This is a genomic window from Microbacterium gawkjiense, from assembly GCF_031932225.1.
Lineage (GTDB): Bacteria > Actinomycetota > Actinomycetes > Actinomycetales > Microbacteriaceae > Microbacterium > Microbacterium gawkjiense.
On record NZ_JAUZVV010000001.1, the window covers coordinates 1243477 to 1263392 of the forward strand.

The window sequence follows — 19916 nt, forward strand, 5'->3', positions numbered from 1 at the left end:
TGAGCCGGTCTCCGCCGCCCTACCGAATAGATCTCTCCTATGTTGAAAGTCGTCGCGTACCGCCTGGCGATCTCTGTTCCGCTGCTGGTCATCGTCTCGCTGGTGACCTTCCTCATAGCCTCCCTCTCGCCCGGTAACGCCGCCCTGGCGATCCTCGGCCAAGGTGCGACGCCCGAGCAGATTGCCGAACTGGAGCAGGCCCTTGGCCTTAACAAGCCAGTGCTCGTGCAGTATGGCGACTGGCTCGCCGGTGCGATACGCGGCGACTTCGGCTCGTCGCTGGTCACAGGGCAGCCGGTGCTGCAGGCATTGACGCAGCGTCTGCAGCCGACTCTTTCGCTGCTCATCTCCTCAGTGGTCGTCGTCGCGATCATCGGATGCGGCCTCGGAGTTTTTGCGGCCACTCGCGGCGGCGCTCTGGCGCGGATCATCGATCTGCTGACCTTCGTCGGATTGGCCATCCCCAACTTTGTGTTCGCGCTCTACCTCATCCCGCTGTTCGCGCTGACGCTGCGCCTTCTACCGGCGAGCGGGTATTCAACCCTGGCGGAGGGGATTGGTCCATGGGCCTCATCCCTCGTGCTTCCCGTCGTGGCCATGGCCTTCGGCGCGGTCGGCACAATCGCCAAACAGACCCGCGCGTCCATGGAGGACGCGCTTGGACGCGAGTTCGTGCCCATGATGCGTGCGAATGGCTACTCTCGGCGCTCGATCGTCTACCGGCACGCTCTGAAGACGGCGGGGATGCCGATGCTCACCGCCATCGGGCTCTCCGCCGTCGGAGTGATCAGCGGCACCGTTCTGCTTGAGGCCGTCTTCGCATTCCCGGGGCTGGGCGGCCTCGCAGTGCAAGCGTCGGGGCAGGGTGACATCCCGGTCGTGCTCGGCGTGACCGTCATGTTCACCATCTTCGTCATCATCATCAATCTCCTCGTCGATCTCGGCTTCGCAGCCATCAACCCGAAGGTTCGTGCAGCATGAGCGCCCCTCGTTCCGGCGGAGTCGGCCACGCTTTGGTCACCCGACCTCTCCCGATCATCGCGGTCGCCTGGCTGGCCATTGTGTGCGTCGGCGCCCTGCTGACGCCCCTTCTCCCAATCCCGTCGCCGACGGCCCAGGATCTCGCCGCGACCCTCCAGACACCTGGCCCTGTGCACCCTCTAGGCACCGACACGCTTGGTCGCGACATCTTGTCGAGACTGCTGTACGGCGCTCGCGTCACGCTTGCGAACGCGGCGCTCGCTACGGCCGTGGCGCTCCTTCTCGGCACGACTATCGGTCTTATCGCGGGCTACTTCCGCGGCGTCATCGACACGATCACATCCGCTGTCGCAGACATCCTTCTCTCCGTCCCCTCGACGGTCATCTTGCTGACCATTGCCGTTGTGGTCGCGCGCAACCCCACCATCCTCATGATCGTGTTGGGTGTCCTGCTCTCGGCCGGGATGTTCCGCGCTGTCCGAGCCTCCACAATGGACGTCCGCGCCGAGCTGTACATCTCAGCGGCGCGAACATCAGGACTGACCGAGGGGCAGATTCTGGCGCGGCATGTGTTTCCGCGCATCCTCCCGATCACCATCGTGCAGGGGGCCGTGCTGCTGTCGCTTGCCCTCGTAATCCAGACGGGCCTCGGATTCCTCGGCATCGATGTGTCCCCGCCTAACCCCAGTTGGGGAAACATGGTGGCAGATGCCGCGTCCTCGCTCGTGATCAGCGTCTGGCCGATCGTGCCGCCCACCATCGTCATCGGGCTCACGGTTTTGGCGATCTCCGTCATCGGCGACACTGCGCAGCAGACGATCGGGGGTCGGACCCGACGTAGCGGCCTCGGTCCTAGGCGTCGCCAGGCCCCAGCGCGCAAGGGTGGCGTCGCCACTGACCCCCGACCACAGGCCGAGCGCCCGCTGCTGCGCGTGTCGGATGTGTCCATCACGGTTCCCCGGTCCGACGGGCCACTGACCCTGGTCGATCGCGTGTCGTTCGAGATCTTTGCGGGATCGATCGTCGGTCTCGTAGGGGAGTCGGGGGCCGGCAAGTCGATCACCGCTCGTTCGCTCCTCGGCATACTTCCGACCGACGCCCACATCGCGGGCGACATCTGGTTCGAGGGCCATAACATCGCCGTACTCTCGGAGCGCGAGCTCGCTCGGTTGCGCGGCACCTCCATCGCTTTCATTGGCCAGGAACCGATGTCGAGCTTGAGCCCGTCGTTCCGTATCGGCAATCAGCTCGCTGAGATCGTGCGGCAGCATCGGGGAGTGTCCCGCGCCGACGCGCGGCGCATATCGATCGAGCTTCTCGAATCCGTTGACATTCGCAACGCTCGAGACGTCGCACGCCTTTATCCCCACGAGATCTCCGGCGGGATGGCACAGCGCGTCGTGATCGCGATCGCGCTCGCAGGTGACCCGCAGCTGCTCGTGGCCGACGAACCCACCACCGCCCTCGACGTCAGCGTCCAGATGCAAGTGCTCGAGCTCTTGCGGTCGCTCTCACGCAGCCGGGGGCTCGCCGTTCTGATCGTGACTCACGACTGGGGAGTTGTCGCCGATCTGTGCGACAGCGCCATCGTCATGTACGCAGGGGAGGTAGTCGAGGCAGCCGCGATCGAGCCGATCTTTGATGCGCCCCAACACCCCTATACCCGTGCGCTCCGCGCAGCGGATCCGCACGCCCCCCGTGAAGGGGCCCGACTGAGTGCGATCCCGGGGCAAGTGCCGCCGCCGGGCAGTTGGCCTGACGGGTGCCGGTTCGCGTCCCGGTGCGCGTTCGTCACTGATTCCTGCCGCGCGTCTCAGATCCCATTACGGTCCTATGTCGCGGGCCACCCCGTGCGTTGCATTCGAGTTCAGGAGCTGAACCTTGTCGACTGAGTCATCCACTGCACCATTGCTTGAGGTCGACGGATTGACCATCGACTATGGTCGAGGCCGCTCGCGCAGGCGGGTCGTCGCAGACGTCTCGTTCTCGATCGCGGCGGGGGAGACGCTCGGCCTGGTCGGGGAGTCCGGCTCGGGCAAGTCCACCATCGGGAAGGCCATCCTCGGGCTCGTCCCGGTCGCCGGTGGCTCCATCCGCTTCGCCGGCGAAGAGATCAGCACCGCGTCGGGCCGCCGGCGCCGCCAGCTCACGCGCGAGATACAGGTGATCTATCAGGACCCCTACGGTTCGCTCAATCCGGCCCGGCGCATCGGCACAACGCTGGCCGAGCCGCTCACCGTAGGGCGGCAAAGCCTCGGACGACGCGAGGTGGCGGCTCGCGTTGCGGAGGCACTCGACCTGGTCGGGCTGCCCGCCTCCGCGGCCGACAAGCTTCCTGGTGACTTCTCTGGAGGCCAACGTCAGCGGATTGCTATCGCCCGCGCGATCATCGTGCGCCCACGCCTGATCGTCTGCGACGAAGCTGTAAGCGCGCTCGACCTGTCTATCCAGGCGCAGGTGCTGAACCTCCTGCAGGATCTCAGCGCGGAGCTCAAGATGAGCTACCTCTTCGTCTCACACGATCTCGCGGTGGTTGAGCTGCTCTCGTCGCGGATTGCCGTGCTGTACAAGGGCTCGCTCGTCGAGAACGGCGACGCCCGCGAGGTGTTCGACCATCCCCGCGACCCTTATACCCAGTTGCTTCGGGCGGCCGCGCCGGTTCCTGCCCCACGAGAGCAGGAGCTACGGCGCGACGAGTTTTTCGAGAAGCTGCGGGCACGCTCCGGCGTTTGAGGACGGTCAGCCTCGGGGTGCAAGCGCTCGTTGAAGGACGAGTGCAGAAGCGCCCACCGCCGCCGTATCGCGCGGATTATGCGCGAGTTCGACGCTGATCGGTTCGCGACCTTGACGGTTGCAAAAGCCGTCAAGCGCGGCGCGGATAGGCGTCGCGTAAATCGCGCCCGGAATAGCGAAACCCGGACCGGCGAGCACGACCATTTCCACATCGAGAATGCCGGCGAGCACCACAGTCGCATGAGCGACCTCGTCCGCGGCTGAGGAAAGGAAGGCCGATGCGGCTTCGTCTCCGCGGACAGCGCTCCGCGCCAGGGTGTCGAAGCGATCGGACGACGAGGCGCCGTGTTCGTCCGTAGTCAAACCGGCGGTGGCCGCTGCAGCAACCACGGCTTCGGGTGCGGCAGTGGCTTGCAGGCATCCGCGACCGCCGCAGCGGCACGGCGTGGTGCTGTTGCCGAACGCCAAGTGGCCGATCTCGCCAGAGTTAGAGGAAGCTCCGCGCCATACCGCGCCGGCGTTCAGGATCCCGACCCCAAACTCGTCGCCCATGTACAGGGTGACAAACGACGAGGGCTGCGCGAGCGACCCCTGCCAGAACTCCCCAACGCCGGCAGCGATGGCTTCGCGGTCGATTATGACCGGTAGCGAGATCATCGTGCTCAGCTGCGGCGCGAGCACGTCAGCGGCTTGCATCTGCTCGTGGATTGCGCGGCTCGTAGCAATCCCCACTCCCACGACAAGAGCTATCCGGATGCCCAGGTCGTCCAAGGTCTCACTGATATCCACGGCGAGAGCGCGCACCAGCGCCGACGGGTCGTCGAAGCTGCCACTGGTGGTTCTCCGCCGCCCAACGAGCCGGCCCGCCATGTCGGAGACGATGAACGTCGTGTTCTCTCGCTGCAGATGAATCCCCACCGCGTAGCGAGACTCCGGGGCGATGGAGAGGAGGGTTCGGCGCTTGCCGCCCGTCGACTCGGCGTGTCCGATCTCCTTGATGAGTTCCAGGTCCAACAGAAGTCGGACGATGTTCGTCACGGATGCGCCGGTCATGCCCGATTCCTGCGCGATCTCCACCCTGCTGATCGAGCCAGCCGCGCGGATGATATCGAGAATGCGGCCGTGGCTGGGATGTGCGAGAGCCGCGAGCTCCATCGACATCGAGACCTCCGGATCCTGACCTGCACCCACGATACCGTATTCAAGTTGTTGAGATACTTAAATGAATAAAGTAACTTTGAGCCGTTCCCAAAGAAACGAGAAGACGTGTCAATGCCGCCACAGACCTCAGGTCTCCCTTTTGATTTCGTGTTCGGCGCGGCAACCGCTGCCTACCAGATCGAGGGCGCCGTGAGCGCGGATGGGCGGGGCCCCTCGATCTGGGATGTGTTCAGCCACACGCCGGGAAAAACGCTGAATGGCGACACTGGAGATCGAGCGACGGATCACTATCACCGATGGGCGAAAGACCTCGACCTGATCGCGTCTCTTGGTTTGGATGCGTATCGATTTTCCATCGCATGGCCCCGCATCCAGCCCGATGGTCGGGGCAGTACCCGAGCGCTAGGCCTGGGATTCTACGAACGGCTCGTTGACGGCCTTCTCGAGCGGGGGATTGAGCCAGTCGCCACGCTTTATCACTGGGACCTGCCACAGGCGCTCCAGGAGGAGGGCGGGTGGCTCAACCGCGAGACGGCCTGGCGCTTCGCCGACTACGCCGGAGAAGTAGCGGCGGCGCTGGGCGACCGCGTGAGGATGTGGACGACGCTGAATGAACCGTGGTGCTCCGCGTTCCTCGGCTACGGTTCGGGAGAGATGGCACCCGGCGTGCGCGATGGCGGAGCCGCGCTCCTTGCGGCCCATCATCTGAACCTCGCCCACGGCCTGGGTGCGCAGGCCGTGCGGGCCCGGGCTGCCGACGCTGAGGTCTCCGTCACCTTGAACCTCCATCACGTACGCGATGCCCCGGGCGAGACTGGTGACGCGGCCCAACGCGTCGACGCGGTGGGCAATCGAATCTTCACTGGGCCGATGCTCCACGGCACCTACCCGGAGGACCTCCGTCGCGACACTGCGGCGCTAACCGATTGGTCCTTCGTGCGCGATGGGGACCTCGCAGAGATCGCGCAGCCGCTCGATTCGCTGGGCGTCAACTATTACCACTCCGAGCTAGTGCGGAGGCGGCTCCCGGGCGCACCCGACAAGATGGCGGCATTCCCGGGGTGCTCGGATCTGGAGTTCCTGCCCTATGCGCCACCGCTCACCGACATGGGGTGGAATATCGACCCCGACGGATTTGAACAGCTTCTCGTCACACTGCACCACGAGGCTCCGGGACTACCTCTCGTTGTGACCGAGAACGGCGCCGCCTTCCCGGACACCCTCGCCGACGGGCGAGTGCGCGACGACGACCGCATCTCCTACCTGTCCTCGCATATCGCGGCGGTCTCGCGCGCAGTGCAGCGCGGTGCCGATGTGCGGGGCTACTTCGCGTGGTCGCTGTTGGACAACTTCGAGTGGGCGCTGGGCTACTCGAAGCGATTCGGCCTCATCCACGTCGACTACGAGACATTCGAGCGCACCATCAAAGACAGTGGACATTGGTACCGAGACCTTGTGCGCGATTTCAAAGCTGCTCGCGGGTTGGCAGGAAGCGCGTGATCACCGACGCCAGAACTGGTTTTGGGGCGAGCTGAGGTCGATCCAAAGTGCTGACCGCAACAACACCCACAAGCTCGGCATCGACATGAACCAAGGGGTGCGACGCGGCCACGCTGGTCATGCCGCAGGTCGCACGAGCGGTGAAGAGAAGTGAGCAGTAGAGGTGCTCCAGTCGGCCTGGCGCATCCGGGAAACCTTCCATGAAAGTCACGGGGGCCGCGAATCTTGGCGCCATGGTCGCCGCGCGACGTAAACGCCGAGGTCTGACCCAACAGCAGCTTGCCGATGCAACAGGCGTCAGCCGTGGATGGTTAGCCCGCTTTGAGACCGGTGTTCCCGGGGCCACCTTGCACAGGGTGCTCCGGGTGATCGAAGCACTCAATATGGAGATGGAAGTGTCCGACGCAGGGTGAGCCTCTCGCTCAGAATACATTCGAGCGGATCAGCCTGGACGTTCACATCTGGCTAGACACAACGGTTGGGCGAGGGCCCCGGATCTCGTAGTCCAGGGTAAGAGGCCGACGGACCGAGGTCGGGTGGCAAGAATAGTGCGACTATCCCGCGCCGTCCTGCGGAAGGCAGCCGTCGGCTGCGAGTGCTCGCGCTCAGCGGTCCGGACTAGCTCGAGAACGTCTGAACTAGCGTGAGAAGTCACATGGAGGGGCTGACGGGAATCGAACCCGCGCTGTCTGCTTGGGAAGCAGAAGTTCTGCCATTGAACTACAGCCCCGTGCGCCCGGAGGCACCCGGCAAGCCTAGCAAGACCGGGAGCCGTTCGACCGAACGCAGACCGGGAGTGCCGGTCAGTCCGTGGCGGCGGGCGGCTGTCCCGGGCCCTGCGGCGGCTGTCCGGGGTGCGGCGGCTGCCCGGGGTGCGGCGGCTGCCCGGGGTGCGGCGGCTGGCCGCCCGGGTACCCGCCGCCGGGGTAGGGCGGCCCGGGGCGCGGCGCGAAGACCATGCCGCTCTCCTGCATCGCGCGCAGCATCCCGTTCTTCACCGCCGTCCGCTGGATGAGGTAGCCCACCCAGATCATGAGGGCGATGAAGCCCAGGTAGAGCACGATCATGAGGATCACGAAACCGGCGCCGAGCCCTGCGTACTGTCCGTAGCTGTCCATGCCCGCACCCTATCGGCGGGTGCGACATCAGTCACGCACGGCGAGCGAGCACACCACGACGAGCACGCCGAGCGCCGCGACGAGGCCCGCCAGGGCGAGCCACCCACCTGCCGTCCACGCGGCAGCGCCCACCGTGCCGATGACGCTCGAGCCCACGTAGTACGCGACGCTGTACAGCGCGACCGCGTGCTGCCGCCCCGACCCGCCCGCGCGAGCGGTGGCCGCGTTGGCGGTCGCGTGCGCGAGGAACATTCCCGCCGTGATGAGCAGGATGCCGGCGACGATCACCGCCACGCCCGATGCGATCGTCACGGCGGCGCCGACGGTCATCAGGGCGCCGCCGGCGACCAGCGGCATCCGTGTTCCCCATCGGTGGACGAGCGCGCCCGACAGGCGCGAGGTCACGGTGCCCGACAGGTACGTCAGGAACACCAGCGACACCGCCGTCGCGCTCAGGAAGTACGGCGCCACCTCGAGGCGGAACCCGATCGCGTTGAACACGGCGACCATCGCACCGACGACCATCGCCCCGATCGCGTACAGCGGCAGGGCCCGCACGTTGACCGCCTGGCGCCCGAGCGTCCGCAGACTGCTGCGCAACGGCACGACCCGGTGCGGCGCGGTCGCCGGAAGCAGCACGGCGAACAGCACCGTGAGCGCCGCCGCCAGCACCCCCATCAGCTCGAGCGACAGCCGCCACCCGACGAGCTCGCCCACCGGCGCCGCGACCAGCCGGCCGGCCAGACCGCCTACGCTCGTCGCCGCCACGTAGGCGCCCGCGGCGACGCCGGCGCGGTGCGGACCGGCCGCCTCGTGCAGGTAGGCGACCGCCAGGGCCGGGATGCCGCCGAGCGCCGCCCCGAGCAGGAACCGCCCCGCAAGCAGCCCGGCGAACCCCGGCAGCAGGGGCGACGCGATCGCGATGACGGCGGCGGCCACCGCGGCGACCTGCAGCATCCGTCGACGGCCGAACCGGTCGGCGGCCAGGGCCCACGGCACGATCGCGAGCGCGAGACCCAACGTGGCGGATGACACGACCCACGACGCGTCGGCGGCAGTCAGCCCGTAGGTTTCGGCGATGCCGGTCAGCAGCCCCTGCGGGGCGTACAGCACGCCGAAGGTCGCGATCCCCGTCGTCCACATCGCCGCACCGAGCCGACGCGGAGCGGCGGTCACGGTGGGGATGTCGAGAGTCGTCACCCACCCCACGGTAGGCATACTTCTCATCCGGATCCAATACTGGTTCTCGACGAGCGATACCATCGGCGCATGGGTCGCCTCGCCGCGCTGCTGCCGCACCTGCCCCTGCTCGACGCGCTCGGCCGCGACGAGCACGTCACCCGTGCGGCGCAGGCCCTCGGCGTCCCGCAGCCGAGCGTGAGCCGCGCGCTCCGGCAGCTCGAGGCGCAGCTGGGCGTCGCGCTCGTGGCGCCCGAGGGTCGCGGCATCCGTCTCACCCCCGCGGCGAAGCGGATGCTGCCCGGCGTCCGCGTCGCCCTCCGCGCCGCGCAGGACGCCATCGACTCGCTCGACGAGGCGCGCGCGACCGTCTCGCTCGCCTTCCAGAACTCGCTCGGCGAGAACCTGGTGCCCCGCCTCGTCCGGCGTCTGCGTGAGGAGCGCCCGAACATCCAGATCCGCCTCTGGCAGGGCGCGCGCGACGCGTGCCTCGCGGAGCTCGCCTCGGGGCGCACCGACCTCGCGATCGTCTCGGGGGCCGCCGCGGCGGGCGAGGCATCCGTCCACCTGTACGACGAGCCGCTCGTCGCCGTCGTGCCCGCCGGGCACCGCCTCGCGACCGCCCGCCGGGTCACGCTCGCCGACGTCGTCGCCGAAACACACGTGACCCTCAAGCCGGGCTACGGCCTGCGACGCACCCTTGAGCAGCTGGTCGCCGCCGAGGACGCCGAGCTGCGCATCGCCTTCGAGGGCGACGACCTGCGCACCCTCCACGGCCTCGTCGCGGCGGGCCTCGGCATCGCCGTCGGACCCGAAGTGCCGCATCCGCTCGACGGCTGCGTGCAGCGGCCCATCGACGATCCGCGCGCGGTGCGCGACATGGGCGCGGTCTTCCACCCCGGCACCCGGCCGCCCGCCGTCGACGACGTGCTGCAGGTGCTCATCGACGTCGCCCGCGGCTGACCCGCGGCCGCGGCGGCAGAATCGAGACGGACGGATGCGACGGAGGCTGCAGTGCGCGCGATGATCATGGACCGGATCGCCGGTCCCCTCACCGTCACCGAGGTGCCCGACCCGGTCGCCCCCGACGGCGGCGCGGTCGTCGAGGTGCACGCCACGGGGCTGTGCCGCAGCGACTGGCACGCGTGGGTCGGGCACGACGAAATCGCCCTGCCGCACGTCCCCGGCCACGAGCTCGCCGGCGTGGTCGCGGCGGTGGGGCGCGGTGTCGAGCGCTGGAACGTCGGCGACCGCGTCACGGTGCCGTTCGTGTGCGGGTGCGGGCGGTGCGAGTGGTGCCTGACCGGCGACGCCCAGGTGTGCCCGAACCAGGAGCAGCCGGGCTTCACCCACTGGGGGTCGTTCGCCGAGCGCGTCGTGATCCACGCCGCCGACCGTAACCTCGTCGCCGTGCCCGAGGGGATCTCGCTCGAGTCCGCTGCCGCACTCGGATGCCGCTTCGCCACCGCCTACCGCGCTCTCACCGCGCGTGCCCGCCTGCGTGCGGGGGAGTGGGTCGTCGTCGTCGGCGCCGGCGGGGTCGGTCTCAGCGCCGTCATGATCGCGACGGCGCTCGGCGCGCGGGTCGTCGCCGTCGACCGCTCCGCCGCATCCCTCGACGTCGCGCGCCGTCTGGGCGCGGAGCACGTCGTCCGCGCCGACGGCTCCGACATCCCCGCCGCGGTCCACGAGGTCACCGGCGGCGGCGCGCACGTGTCGGTCGACGCCGTCGGCAGCGAGCAGACCTGCGCTGACGCCGTCCTCAGCCTGCGCCGCCGCGGCCGACACGTGCAGGTCGGGCTGCTGCCCTCGGCATCCGGTCTCTCCGCGGTGCCCATGGCCCGGGCCATCGCGTGGGAACTCGACCTGCTCGGCAGCCACGGTATGGCAGCCGAGGACTACCCCGGGATGCTGCAGCTCATCGCCCGCGGCACGCTCCGCCCGCAGGACCTCGTCGAGCGGACGGTGTCGCTCGACGAGGCCGCCCAGCTGCTGCCCGCCATGGACACCGCGGCGCCCGCGGGGATGACGATCATCGACCCGCGGCGCTGACCGGAGTCGGCAGGAGCAGCGCATCGAGCGCGACCCGCATCGCGGCGACGGGATCGGTGCCGTCGGCCAGCCAGCGCACCTGGATGCCCTCCCACATCCCGATCGCGAGGTCGGCGAGCATGACGGCATCCGTCGTCGTCGTCAGTCTGCCGAGCGACCGGTCGTACTCGATCGCCGCGGCGTACTCGGGGATGACGTCGGCGTACCGTGCGCGCAGCCACGCGTGCGCCTCGTGGTCGGCGTGCGTGGCCTCGGCCTGCACGACCGTGAACATCCGCACGAGTTCGCGCCGACCGAGGTTGCGCTCGACGATCGCGAGGACCGTCGGGATGAAGCCGTCGCGCGCGGCGCGCTGCGAGAAGTCGGTGTCGGCGGCATCCTCCTGCGACAGGACCGCGGCCAGCAGCGACACCTTCGTCGGGAAGTGGTGCATCACCGTCGTGAGGCTGAGGTCGAGCTGCTTCGCGATCTGGCGCAGCGACCCGCCGCGGTAGCCGTGCGTGCCGAAGACGGCCGTCGCGCTCGCGATGATCTCGCTGCGCCGAGCGGCGGACTTCGCGTAGGGGCCCCGGGCGGGCGCTTCGGTCATGACGGCAGTGTAGATCGACTGAAACCGTGCAGATGCACGTTTTTGGGACTAGCGTGGTCGCGTGCAGAACTACCGCTGGGTGAAGGACGGCTCGCAGCAGCCCGGGACGATGCGCTACGGCGCCGACTACAACCCGGAGCAGTGGCCGCGCGAGGTGTGGGACGACGACGTGCGGCTCATGCGCGAGGCGGGCGTGAACATCGTCTCGCTCGGCATCTTCTCCTGGGGCCTGCTCGAACCGCGCCCCGGCGAGTACGACTTCGCGTGGCTCGACGAGATCATCGACCTGCTGTACGCGAACGGCATCGACGTCGACCTCGCGACGGCGACGGCGTCACCGCCGTCGTGGATGGCGCGCCGGCATCCCGAGATCCTTCCGCAGACCGTCGACGGGACCATCCTCTGGCCCGGAGCCCGGCAGCACTGGCGCCCGACGTCGCCCGTCTTCCGTGAGTACGCGCTGCGCCTCGTGCGCGCGCTCGCCGAGCGCTACGGTGATCACCCCGCCGTCGTCGCGTGGCACATCTCGAACGAGCTCGGATGCCATAACCTCTACGACTACTCCGATGACGCCGCCCGCGCGTTTCGCGCCTGGCTCGAAGCGCGCTACGGCACGATCGAGGCGCTCAACGACTCTTGGGGCACGGCCTTCTGGTCGCAGCACTACGAGGAGTGGGACGAGATCCTGCCGCCGCGCTCCGCGCCCACGATCCGCAACCCCGGACAGCAGCTCGACTTCGAGCGGTTCTCTTCGGATGCCGTTCGCGACCACCTGCGGGCCGAGGCCGCGGTGCTCGCCGAGGTGACCCCCGGCATCCCGCGGACGACGAACTTCATGGTCGCGCAGAACGTCCGCGACATCGACTACCCGTCGTGGGTGGGCGACGTCGACTTCGTCTCGAACGACCATTACCTGCGCCCGGGCGAGCTCGGTCGCGACGACCTGTCGTTCTGGGCGAACCTCACCGGGAACATCGCCGGCGGTCTGCCGTGGTTCCTCATGGAGCACGCGACGAGCGCCGTGAACTGGCGCGAGGTCAACCCGCCGAAGCGGTCCGGCGAGCTGGTGCGCGATGCGCTGACCCACGTCGGGCACGGCGCCGACGCGGTCTGCTACTTCCAGTGGCGGCAGTCGCGCGCCGGCGGTGAGCGGTACCACTCCGGCATGGTGCCGCACGCGGGCGAGCACAGCCGGGTGTTCCGCGACGTCGTGGCCCTCGGCGGGGCGTTGCGCGACCTCGCGCCCGTGCACGGCTCGCGGCGTGAGACTGCGCGCGTCGCGATCGTCTTCGACTATGAGTCGTGGTGGGTCAGCGGGCGCGACGCCCACCCGACCGATGCGCTCGCGTACGACGCCGAGGCGCTCGCCTGGTACCGCGCGCTGCTCGACCTCGGGGTGCGCGCCGACGTGACCCCGATCGGCGCGTCGTTCGACGGCTACGAGGTGCTCATCGCCCCGATGCTGCACGTCGTCCCCGATGAGCTGCGTTCCCGCCTGACGTCGTTCGCGGATGCCGGTGGCCACCTCGTCACAACGTACTTCTCGGGCATCGTCGACCAGAACGACCGCGTCTGGCTCGGGGGGTACCCCGGCGCACTGCGCGAGCTGCTCGGCGTGACGGTCGAGGAGTTCGTGCCGCTGCTGCCCGGCGAGCGCGTCGCGCTCGCCTCGGGTGCAGCCGCGAGTGCCTGGACCGAGCGGATCGTGCACGTCGGCGACGACGTCGAGGTGCTCGATACCTACGCCGAGGGTGACCTGGCGGGTGCGCCCGCGGTGACCCGCCGGCGGCTGCGCGCGGGTGGGTCGGCGACCTACATCTCGGCCGACATCGGCCGGGACGGTGTGCGCGGCGTGCTGGCGGGGCTCGGGCTGGCCGCGCTCTCGGGCGACCCGCGGTCGGCCGACGGCCGGCTCGACGTCATCGAGCGCGGCGACGCCGACGCGCGGTACGTCTTCCTCTCGAACCGCACCGACGACGAAGTCGTGGCGCCGGTGCACGGCGACGTGCTCGTCGGCCGCGCCTCGGCATCCGCTGTCATCGTGGCTCCGCGGGGTGTGGTGGTGGTCCGCGTCGCGCGGTGAGGCGCCGGGCGGCCAGTAGGCTGGCCGCGTGCTGCTCAGCGACCGCGACATCCGACTCGAGATCGACGGCGGCCGCATCGGCCTCGACCCGTGGGACCCGGCGATGGTCCAGCCCTCGAGCGTCGACGTGCGGCTCGACCGGTACTTCCGGCTCTTCGACAACCACAAGTACCCGTTCATCGACCCGGCCGAGGACCAGCCCGAGCTGACCCGGCTGATCGAGGTCGCCCCCGACGAGCCGTTCATCCTGCACCCGGGCGAATTCGCCCTCGGCGCGACGTTCGAGCAGATCACGCTGCCCGACGACGTCGCCGCGCGTCTCGAGGGCAAGAGCTCGCTCGGCCGCCTCGGGCTCATCACCCACTCGACGGCGGGGTTCATCGACCCCGGTTTCTCGGGTCACGTGACGCTCGAACTGGCCAACGTCGCGACGCTCCCGATCAAGCTGTGGCCGGGCATGAAGATCGGGCAGTTCTGCTTCTTCCGCCTGACCTCGCCGGCAGAGAACCCCTACGGCACCGGGCCGTACAAGAACCGGTACCAGGGGCAGCGGGGGCCGACGGCATCCCGTTCGTTCCAGAACTTCCACCGCACCGACGTCGGCACGACCGACGCCGGTGCGAAGGGCAACTGACCGCGCTCGCCGTCAGGAGCGTGCGTCCGCGGCGCTCCAGCTCGCCAGCAGGCGCAGCCGGTCGGCGGTCTCCGATCCCGGCTCGGCCCCGTAGACGACGAGGTTCTGCCCGGGGTCGGCCGGCAGGGGCATCGCTTCGAACGTCAGCTGGAGTTCGCCGACGACGGGATGCCGGATGCTCTTGGCCCCGGCGTCGTGGGTGCGGACGTCGTGCGACCGCCAGAGCTCGCCGAACTCGGGGCTGCGGCGGTTGAGCTCGTCGACGAGCTGCTCAAGCGCTCGGTTGAGCGGGTCGGTGGCGATCTCGCGCCGGAGGTTCGCGACCAGGTTGGCGGCGGCCGTGCGCCAGTCGACGAAGAACTCCTTCGCGCTCGGCTCCAGGAACGCGTAGCGCGCGGTGTTCGGGATGCCGTCGGGCGCGGCGTCGTACAGCGGCGAGTAGACGGCTCGTCCGAGAGCGTTGGCGGCGACGAGGTTGCGCGCCGCAGTCGCGACGAACGCCGGCGAGTCGCTGAGGCCGTCGAGGATCCGCTGCACGGTGGGCCGGACCGTCGTTCGCTCGGGCTGTGCGACGGGGCGGAGGGAGGCGGTGGTGCCGGTCAGGTGGAACAGGTGATCGCGTTCGGTCGACGTCAGCTGCAACGCGCGGGCGACCGCGTCGAGGACGGAGGGGGAGACGACACCCACGGCGCCGCGCTCGAGCTTCGTGTAATAGTCGACGCTCACCCCCGCGAGCATCGCGACCTCTTCACGCCGGAGCCCCGCGACGCGGCGATTGCCGCCGTAAGCGGGCAGCTTCGCCTGTTCGGGGGTGATTCGTGCGCGCCGGGAGACGAGGAACTCCCGCAGCTCGTTCTCACCGTCCATGTTCCGAGGCTACGACGGAGCCTGCACGCGAGGGTGGTTCCACGAGAGCCTGGTTCGCTCGGCCCGGCGGGCGTTCACTGGTGTCGACCCTGCGAAGGAAGGACAACGCCATGCAGTACACACGCCTCGGGAGCTCCGGCCTCACCATCAGTCGAGTCGCCCTCGGGTGCATGAGCTTCGGCGACCCCGACAGCGGCTTCGCGACGTGGGTGCTCGACGAGGAGCAGTCGGCGCCCTTCTTCCGGCAGGCCGTCGAGCTCGGCATCACGTTCTGGGACACGGCAAACGTCTACTCGAAGGGCGTGTCGGAGGAAGTCGTCGGGCGCGCGATCGACGAGTTCGCCTCGCGCGACCAGATCGTGCTGGCGACCAAGGTCTTCTTCCCGATGCACGCCGGCCCCGGCGGCAGCGGGCTGTCGCGGAAGGCGATCATGGAGCAGGTGGATGCCTCGCTGCGCCGCCTCGGCACCGACTACATCGACCTCCTGCAGATCCACCGGTTCGACCCGTCGGTTCCCGTCGAGGAGACGATGGAGGCCCTGCACGACGTCGTGAAGGCGGGCAAGGCGCGCTACCTCGGCGCGTCGGCGATGCACGCCTGGCAGTTCGCGAAGATGCAGCACGCCGCCACCATCCACGGCTGGACGCGGTTCGTCTCGATGCAGGATCAGTACAGCCTCCTGTACCGCGAGGAGGAGCGCGAGATGTTCGGTCTCCTCGCCGATCAGGGGGTCGGCAGCATCCCCTACAGCCCGCTCGCGAAGGGGAGGGTCGCCCGTCCCTTCGGCGACAAGACCAGTGCCCGGTCGCAGAACGACCCGGTGGGGACCGCGCACTTCGCGGACCCCGACGCCGAGAAGCCGGTGATCGATGCGGTCGAGCGCATCGCCGCCGACCGCGGCGTGCCCATGGCGCACATCGCCCTCGCCTGGGTGCTGGCCAACCCCGTCGTCAGCGCCCCCATCGTCGGCGCGACCGCACCGCACCACCTCAGCGACGCGTCCGCCGCGGTCGACCTCACCCTCACCGATGCCGAGATCGACCAGCTCGGCGCCCACTACGTCGTCCGCCCGCCGGCGGGCTATTGAACCCCGCGGCGACCCGCGCGGCTGCAAGGAACACCATGGGCGCGATCCCCTCCGTCACCCTGAACACCGGGGCCGAGATGCCGCTGCTCGGCTTCGGCGTCTTCCAGATCCCCGCCGACGACACCGAGCGCGCAGTGGCCGACGCGATCGCCGCCGGATACCGGCTGATCGACACCGCGGCGAGCTACGGCAATGAGGAGGCGGTCGGTCGCGGCATCGCGGCCAGCGGCATCCCGCGTGAGGAGCTCTTCATCACCACGAAGCTGTGGATCCAGCGGCGCGGCGAGCAGGGCGCCCTCGAGGCGATCGAGACGTCGATGGCGAAGCTCGGGCTCGACTACCTCGACTTGTACCTCATCCATCAGCCGTTCGGCGACTACTACGGCGGATGGCGGGCGATGCAGCGGATGCATGAGGAGGGGCGGCTCCGTGCGATCGGCGTCTCGAACTTCGCCCCCGACCGGCTCGTCGATCTCATCGAGTTCGGCGGGATCGTCCCGGCCGTGAACCAGCTGGAGGTCAACCCGTTCCACCAGCAGGCCGACTACCAGCGACTCCTCACCGACGAGGGGGTCGTCCTCGAGGCCTGGGCGCCCTTCGCCGAGGGCAGGAACGACCTCTTCGCGAACCCGGTGCTGACCGGGATCGGCAGCGCCCACGGCAAGACCCCCGCCCAGGTCGTGCTGCGCTGGCTGCTGCAGCGCGGCGTGGTGTCGCTCGCCAAGTCGGTGCGGCGCGAGCGGATGACGGAGAACTTGGCGATGCAAGACTTCGCGCTCTCGGGCGAGGAGATGGATCGCATAACGGCCCTCGAGGTCGGCCGGTCCCAGTTCTTCTCGCACGCCGACCCCGACATGGTGCGGCGGCTCGCTGCGCGCGCTGCCGGCTGAGAGACACGTCACCCCCGCCGCGCCGATGTCGGTGCGGCGGGGGTGCCGTGGGTGGGGATCAGTCCTGCTGCGCCTGCGCGTAGCCTCGGCTGAAGCCGCGCTCGTACGCCTCGGCGACGGCGGCGCCGCCCCGGTCGCCGCAGCCGCGACCGTGGTGGTCGTGGTGCGCGTGCCGCTCGTGGTGCCCGAACCGGCCGGGCTCTCCGTGGGCGAATCCGGGGTGGGGTGCGCCTCCGCCGAAGCCCGGGCCGAAGCGGTGGCCGAAGCCGCGTCCGAAGCCGCGCCCGAAGGGGCCGCGCTCGCGCCGGTGCCCCCGTCCGGGGCGGGACGGCATCGGCTGGGACTCGTCCCAGCCGAATTCGCGGGCGATCGCGTCGAGGGATCGGACCAGCGTGTCGAGGTCGTCCTGCGGGACGGCGGCGGTGATCCGGTTCTGCACGTCGGCGACGATCTCGTCGCGACGAGCGGATGCCTCGGGTCCGGCCTCGTGCATCCGCCGGTGCACCTCGCGGGAGAGCAGGCGGTGGACGAGCTTCAGTCGGAAGCCGAGGGGCAGGGTGTCGTTGTCGTGGGGGGTGTTCATGGGATGTCCTTCCGAGACGTCGTGTCATCGGCGGACTCTCCGCGATGACCATTGCATGTCAGTGTGCAAGTACATGCAGTGTGACATGCAATAATGATTCATGTCAAGTGACATGAATCGACCGTCGGGCGGTATCGTCGAGGGGTGACCGATCCGACCGGCGATCTCGACGCCCTGCTGGCGGCCTTCGCGCAGATGCGCCCCCGCGGCGGTCCGCACCGCCACCACGGCGGCGGTCCTCACGCGCACGGGCCGCACGACGGCGGCACGCCTTGGATGCGCGGCGGCCCGGGTGGCCCGGGTTTCGGTCCGGGGATGCGGCTGGCAGGCGCGCCGGCCCGCATCCGTCTTCTGGACGCCCTCGTCCACGCCGAGCACCCGCTGTCGGTCAGTGAGATCGCCGACGCGATCGGCGTCGACCAGCCGCGCGCCTCGCGCCTCGTGCAGCAGGCGGTCGAGATGGGGCTCGCGGCCCGCGAGGCCGACCCCGACGACGCGCGCCGCACCCGTATCGCGCTGACCCCCGAGGGTCGTCGCCGCGCGGGGGACTTCCGCGGCGAGCGGCGCGAGCGGCTCTCGCGTGCGCTCGCGGACTTCACCGACGCCGAGCGCGCCGAACTCGTGCGCCTGCTGGGCAAACTCGCGGCATCCTGGCCCCGCGACTGACCCGCTAACCCGGAGACCGTCGCCGGCGCAAGAAGGTGAGCGGATCAGGCCCTTCTGACACCCTGAAGGGGTGAGTACCGAGCAGAAGTCCGAGACCGATACCGCGATCGTCCCCGATGAGACGGGCAGTGGCACGAGCCCCGCAGGCTTCACGCGCGCGATCGCGCCGTGGGTGTTCTGGCCCGCCGCGGTCCTGATCCTCGGGTTCAGCCTCTTCGCCATCCTCCTCCCCGCGCAGGCGGAGGCCTTCTTCGGCGCGGTGCAGACGTCGATCGTCAACGCGTTCAACTGGTACTACGTCCTCATCGCCGCGTTCTTCGTGGCGTTCGCGCTGTTCATCGGGTTCAGTCGGTTCGGCGACATAAAGCTCGGCCGCGATGACGACGAGCCGGAGTTCTCGACCGGTGCCTGGTTCTCCTTGCTGTTCGCCGCGGGCATGGGCATCGGGCTCGTGTTCTACGGCGTGAGCGAACCACTCAGCCACTTCGTCGATCCGCGTCCCGGAGTCGACGGCACCCCGGCGCAGCTCGCGAGCAGCGCGCTGACGCAGACCTACCTCCACTGGGGCGTGCAGGCGTGGGCGATGTACGTCGTGGTCGGCGTCGCCCTCGCCTACGCCATCCACCGGCGCAAGCGTCCGATCTCGATCCGCTGGGCGCTCGAGCCACTCCTCGGCAAGCGGGTGCGCGGGGCCGCCGGCAACGCCATCGACGCCATCGCCCTCGTCGGCACCCTGTTCGGCGTCGCCACGTCCCTCGGCCTGGGCGTGACCCAGATCGGCTCGGGTCTCTCTGCGGCCGGGATGCCGGAGCTCAACGAGTTCACCGAGATCATCCTCATCTTCGTCATCTCGCTCTTCGTCCTCATGTCCGTCATCTCGGGTGTGACGAAGGGGATGAAATGGCTGTCGAGCCTCAACCTCATCCTCGCCGGGCTGCTCCTGGTGTTCCTGCTCTTCGCCGGCAGCACCGAGTACCTGCTCCGCGAGTGGGTGCAGTCCATCGGTGCCTACATCCAGAACTTCGTCGGGCTCTCGTTCACCGTCAGCGCCTTCCAGGGCACCGCTGGCGAGGAGTGGCAGGCGAGCTGGACCTCGTTCTACTGGGGCTGGTGGATCTCGTGGGCGCCGTTCGTCGGCATCTTCATCGCCCGCGTGAGCAAGGGGCGCACAGTGCGGCAGTTCGTCGCCGGCGTCCTCCTCGTCCCCACGCTCGTCGGCGTCCTGTGGTTCGCCGTCCTGGGCGGGTCCGCGATCCTGAAGGAGACCACCGACCCGGGGTCGATGCTGAACGCCGACGGTGAGGTCGATCTGCAGGGGGCGCTGTTCCAGCTGTTCTCGTACCTGCCCGGCGGCGCCATCCTGACCATCGGGGCCATCGTCCTCATCGCGGTCTTCTTCGTCACCTCCGCGGACTCCGGTGCGCTGGTCATGGGCATGATCGCGTCGGGCGGCAACCCCGAGCCGAAGCGCTGGGTGCGCGTGTTCTTCGTCGTCCTCACCGCGGTGCTCGCCAGCGCCCTCCTCATCGCCGGTGGACTCCAGGCGCTGCAGACCGCGGCGATCCTCATCGCCCTGCCGTTCTCGGTCGTGATGCTGCTCATGTGCTGGTCGACGGTGCTCGCGTTCCAGCGTGAGCGGGCAGCGTATGCGCGCGCCGAGCGGCGCCGATTCGTCGCCGACATCGGAGAGCACTACGGCCTCGAGGTCGAGGAGCCCAACGAGCGAGGGCTCAGTCTTCCCGCGTTCGTCCGGCGGGCGATGCCCGCACGACGACCGCGCGACGACTGAACC

The 19916-nt window shown here is 69.2% G+C and carries 20 protein-coding genes and 1 tRNA gene; 13 read left to right on the plus strand and 8 right to left on the minus strand.

Translation table 11 applies throughout. The annotated features are described in order from the left end of the window. The first annotated feature begins 39 nt into the window (after positions 1 to 39). The 3 genes from Q9S71_RS06080 to Q9S71_RS06090 are packed head-to-tail and all read left to right on the plus strand — an operon-like array spanning position 40 to position 3714. Positions 40 to 981, plus strand: a complete 942-nt coding sequence (locus Q9S71_RS06080; protein ID WP_311861170.1) for an ABC transporter permease — start codon at positions 40 to 42, stop codon at positions 979 to 981. Continuing rightward, positions 978 to 2873, plus strand: coding sequence for a dipeptide/oligopeptide/nickel ABC transporter permease/ATP-binding protein (locus Q9S71_RS06085; protein WP_311861172.1), 1896 nt, complete (start codon positions 978 to 980; stop codon positions 2871 to 2873). The genes Q9S71_RS06080 and Q9S71_RS06085 overlap by 4 nt, the downstream gene beginning before the upstream one ends. 16 nt (positions 2874 to 2889) lie before the next feature. After that, complete coding sequence (locus Q9S71_RS06090; protein ID WP_311861173.1) at positions 2890 to 3714, plus strand: ATP-binding cassette domain-containing protein; 825 nt, start codon at positions 2890 to 2892, stop codon at positions 3712 to 3714. Between the two features lie 6 nt (positions 3715 to 3720). Here the strand turns inward: Q9S71_RS06090 and Q9S71_RS06095 are convergent, their stop codons facing one another. Further along, positions 3721 to 4875: an ROK family transcriptional regulator gene (locus Q9S71_RS06095; RefSeq protein ID WP_311861174.1), complete on the minus strand. Its 1155-nt coding sequence runs from the start codon at positions 4873 to 4875 to the stop codon at positions 3721 to 3723. 111 nt (positions 4876 to 4986) lie between these two features. Between Q9S71_RS06095 and Q9S71_RS06100 the strand changes: the two genes are divergently transcribed. Beyond that, entirely contained in the window at positions 4987 to 6375 is a 1389-nt protein-coding gene (locus Q9S71_RS06100; protein WP_311861176.1) for a GH1 family beta-glucosidase, read from the plus strand. Here the strand turns inward: Q9S71_RS06100 and Q9S71_RS06105 are convergent. Further along, on the minus strand, positions 6341 to 6586 hold the full coding sequence (locus tag Q9S71_RS06105; protein ID WP_311861177.1) for a hypothetical protein: 246 nt from the start codon (positions 6584 to 6586) through the stop codon (positions 6341 to 6343). The genes Q9S71_RS06100 and Q9S71_RS06105 overlap by 35 nt on opposite strands. Positions 6587 to 6608: 22 nt before the next feature. On the opposite strand from Q9S71_RS06105, the gene Q9S71_RS15095 reads away from it, so the two are divergent. Further along, a complete protein-coding gene (locus Q9S71_RS15095; RefSeq protein ID WP_422880331.1) occupies positions 6609 to 6788 on the plus strand; it encodes a helix-turn-helix domain-containing protein in 180 nt (59 codons plus the stop codon). Between the two features lie 243 nt (positions 6789 to 7031). Here Q9S71_RS15095 and Q9S71_RS06110 read toward each other — a convergent pair. From Q9S71_RS06110 to Q9S71_RS06120, 3 genes are all read right to left on the minus strand, one after another. Continuing rightward, positions 7032 to 7105, minus strand: a tRNA-Gly gene (locus Q9S71_RS06110). A gap of 73 nt (positions 7106 to 7178) precedes the next feature. Continuing rightward, positions 7179 to 7493: a hypothetical protein gene (locus tag Q9S71_RS06115; RefSeq protein ID WP_253035839.1), complete on the minus strand. Its 315-nt coding sequence runs from the start codon at positions 7491 to 7493 to the stop codon at positions 7179 to 7181. Between the two features lie 27 nt (positions 7494 to 7520). Then, a complete protein-coding gene (locus tag Q9S71_RS06120; protein WP_311861178.1) occupies positions 7521 to 8693 on the minus strand; it encodes an MFS transporter in 1173 nt (390 codons plus the stop codon). Positions 8694 to 8762: 69 nt separating this feature from the next. On the opposite strand from Q9S71_RS06120, the gene Q9S71_RS06125 reads away from it, so the two are divergent. Both Q9S71_RS06125 and Q9S71_RS06130 read left to right on the plus strand, forming a co-directional pair. Beyond that, positions 8763 to 9635 (plus strand): LysR family transcriptional regulator, encoded by an 873-nt coding sequence (locus Q9S71_RS06125; RefSeq protein ID WP_311861179.1) that lies wholly within the window; start codon positions 8763 to 8765, stop codon positions 9633 to 9635. Positions 9636 to 9686: 51 nt separating this feature from the next. Then, positions 9687 to 10724, plus strand: coding sequence for a zinc-dependent alcohol dehydrogenase family protein (locus Q9S71_RS06130; RefSeq protein ID WP_311861180.1), 1038 nt, complete (start codon positions 9687 to 9689; stop codon positions 10722 to 10724). Here the strand turns inward: Q9S71_RS06130 and Q9S71_RS06135 are convergent. Beyond that, a complete protein-coding gene (locus Q9S71_RS06135; protein ID WP_311861181.1) occupies positions 10705 to 11313 on the minus strand; it encodes a TetR/AcrR family transcriptional regulator in 609 nt (202 codons plus the stop codon). The genes Q9S71_RS06130 and Q9S71_RS06135 overlap by 20 nt on opposite strands. Before the next feature lie 61 nt (positions 11314 to 11374). Here Q9S71_RS06135 and Q9S71_RS06140 point away from each other — a divergent pair, with 61 nt between their 5' ends. Together Q9S71_RS06140 and dcd are read left to right on the plus strand one after the other, a co-directional pair. Beyond that, positions 11375 to 13396 carry a beta-galactosidase gene (locus Q9S71_RS06140; protein ID WP_311861182.1) on the plus strand — a complete coding sequence of 674 codons (2022 nt, stop codon included), beginning with the start codon at positions 11375 to 11377 and terminating at the stop codon, positions 13394 to 13396. Positions 13397 to 13424: 28 nt separating this feature from the next. Then, positions 13425 to 14030, plus strand: coding sequence for a dCTP deaminase (gene dcd, locus Q9S71_RS06145; RefSeq protein ID WP_311861183.1), 606 nt, complete (start codon positions 13425 to 13427; stop codon positions 14028 to 14030). Between the two features lie 12 nt (positions 14031 to 14042). Here dcd and Q9S71_RS06150 read toward each other — a convergent pair whose 3' ends face one another. Next, complete coding sequence (locus Q9S71_RS06150; RefSeq protein ID WP_311861185.1) at positions 14043 to 14897, minus strand: helix-turn-helix transcriptional regulator; 855 nt, start codon at positions 14895 to 14897, stop codon at positions 14043 to 14045. A gap of 110 nt (positions 14898 to 15007) precedes the next feature. On the opposite strand from Q9S71_RS06150, the gene Q9S71_RS06155 reads away from it, so the two are divergent. Together Q9S71_RS06155 and Q9S71_RS06160 are read left to right on the plus strand one after the other, a co-directional pair. Next, positions 15008 to 15985 carry an aldo/keto reductase gene (locus Q9S71_RS06155; protein WP_311861186.1) on the plus strand — a complete coding sequence of 326 codons (978 nt, stop codon included), beginning with the start codon at positions 15008 to 15010 and terminating at the stop codon, positions 15983 to 15985. 35 nt (positions 15986 to 16020) lie between these two features. Then, entirely contained in the window at positions 16021 to 16875 is an 855-nt protein-coding gene (locus Q9S71_RS06160) for an aldo/keto reductase (RefSeq protein ID WP_311861187.1), read from the plus strand. Between the two features lie 58 nt (positions 16876 to 16933). Here the strand turns inward: Q9S71_RS06160 and Q9S71_RS06165 are convergent, their stop codons facing one another. Beyond that, a complete protein-coding gene (locus Q9S71_RS06165) occupies positions 16934 to 17458 on the minus strand; it encodes a hypothetical protein (protein WP_311861188.1) in 525 nt (174 codons plus the stop codon). A 144-nt stretch (positions 17459 to 17602) separates the two neighbouring features. On the opposite strand from Q9S71_RS06165, the gene Q9S71_RS06170 reads away from it, so the two are divergent. Continuing rightward, on the plus strand, positions 17603 to 18124 hold the full coding sequence (locus Q9S71_RS06170; RefSeq protein WP_311861189.1) for a MarR family winged helix-turn-helix transcriptional regulator: 522 nt from the start codon (positions 17603 to 17605) through the stop codon (positions 18122 to 18124). 70 nt (positions 18125 to 18194) lie between these two features. Beyond that, positions 18195 to 19913, plus strand: coding sequence for a BCCT family transporter (locus Q9S71_RS06175; protein WP_422880332.1), 1719 nt, complete (start codon positions 18195 to 18197; stop codon positions 19911 to 19913). The last annotated feature ends 3 nt before the right edge of the window (positions 19914 to 19916 follow it).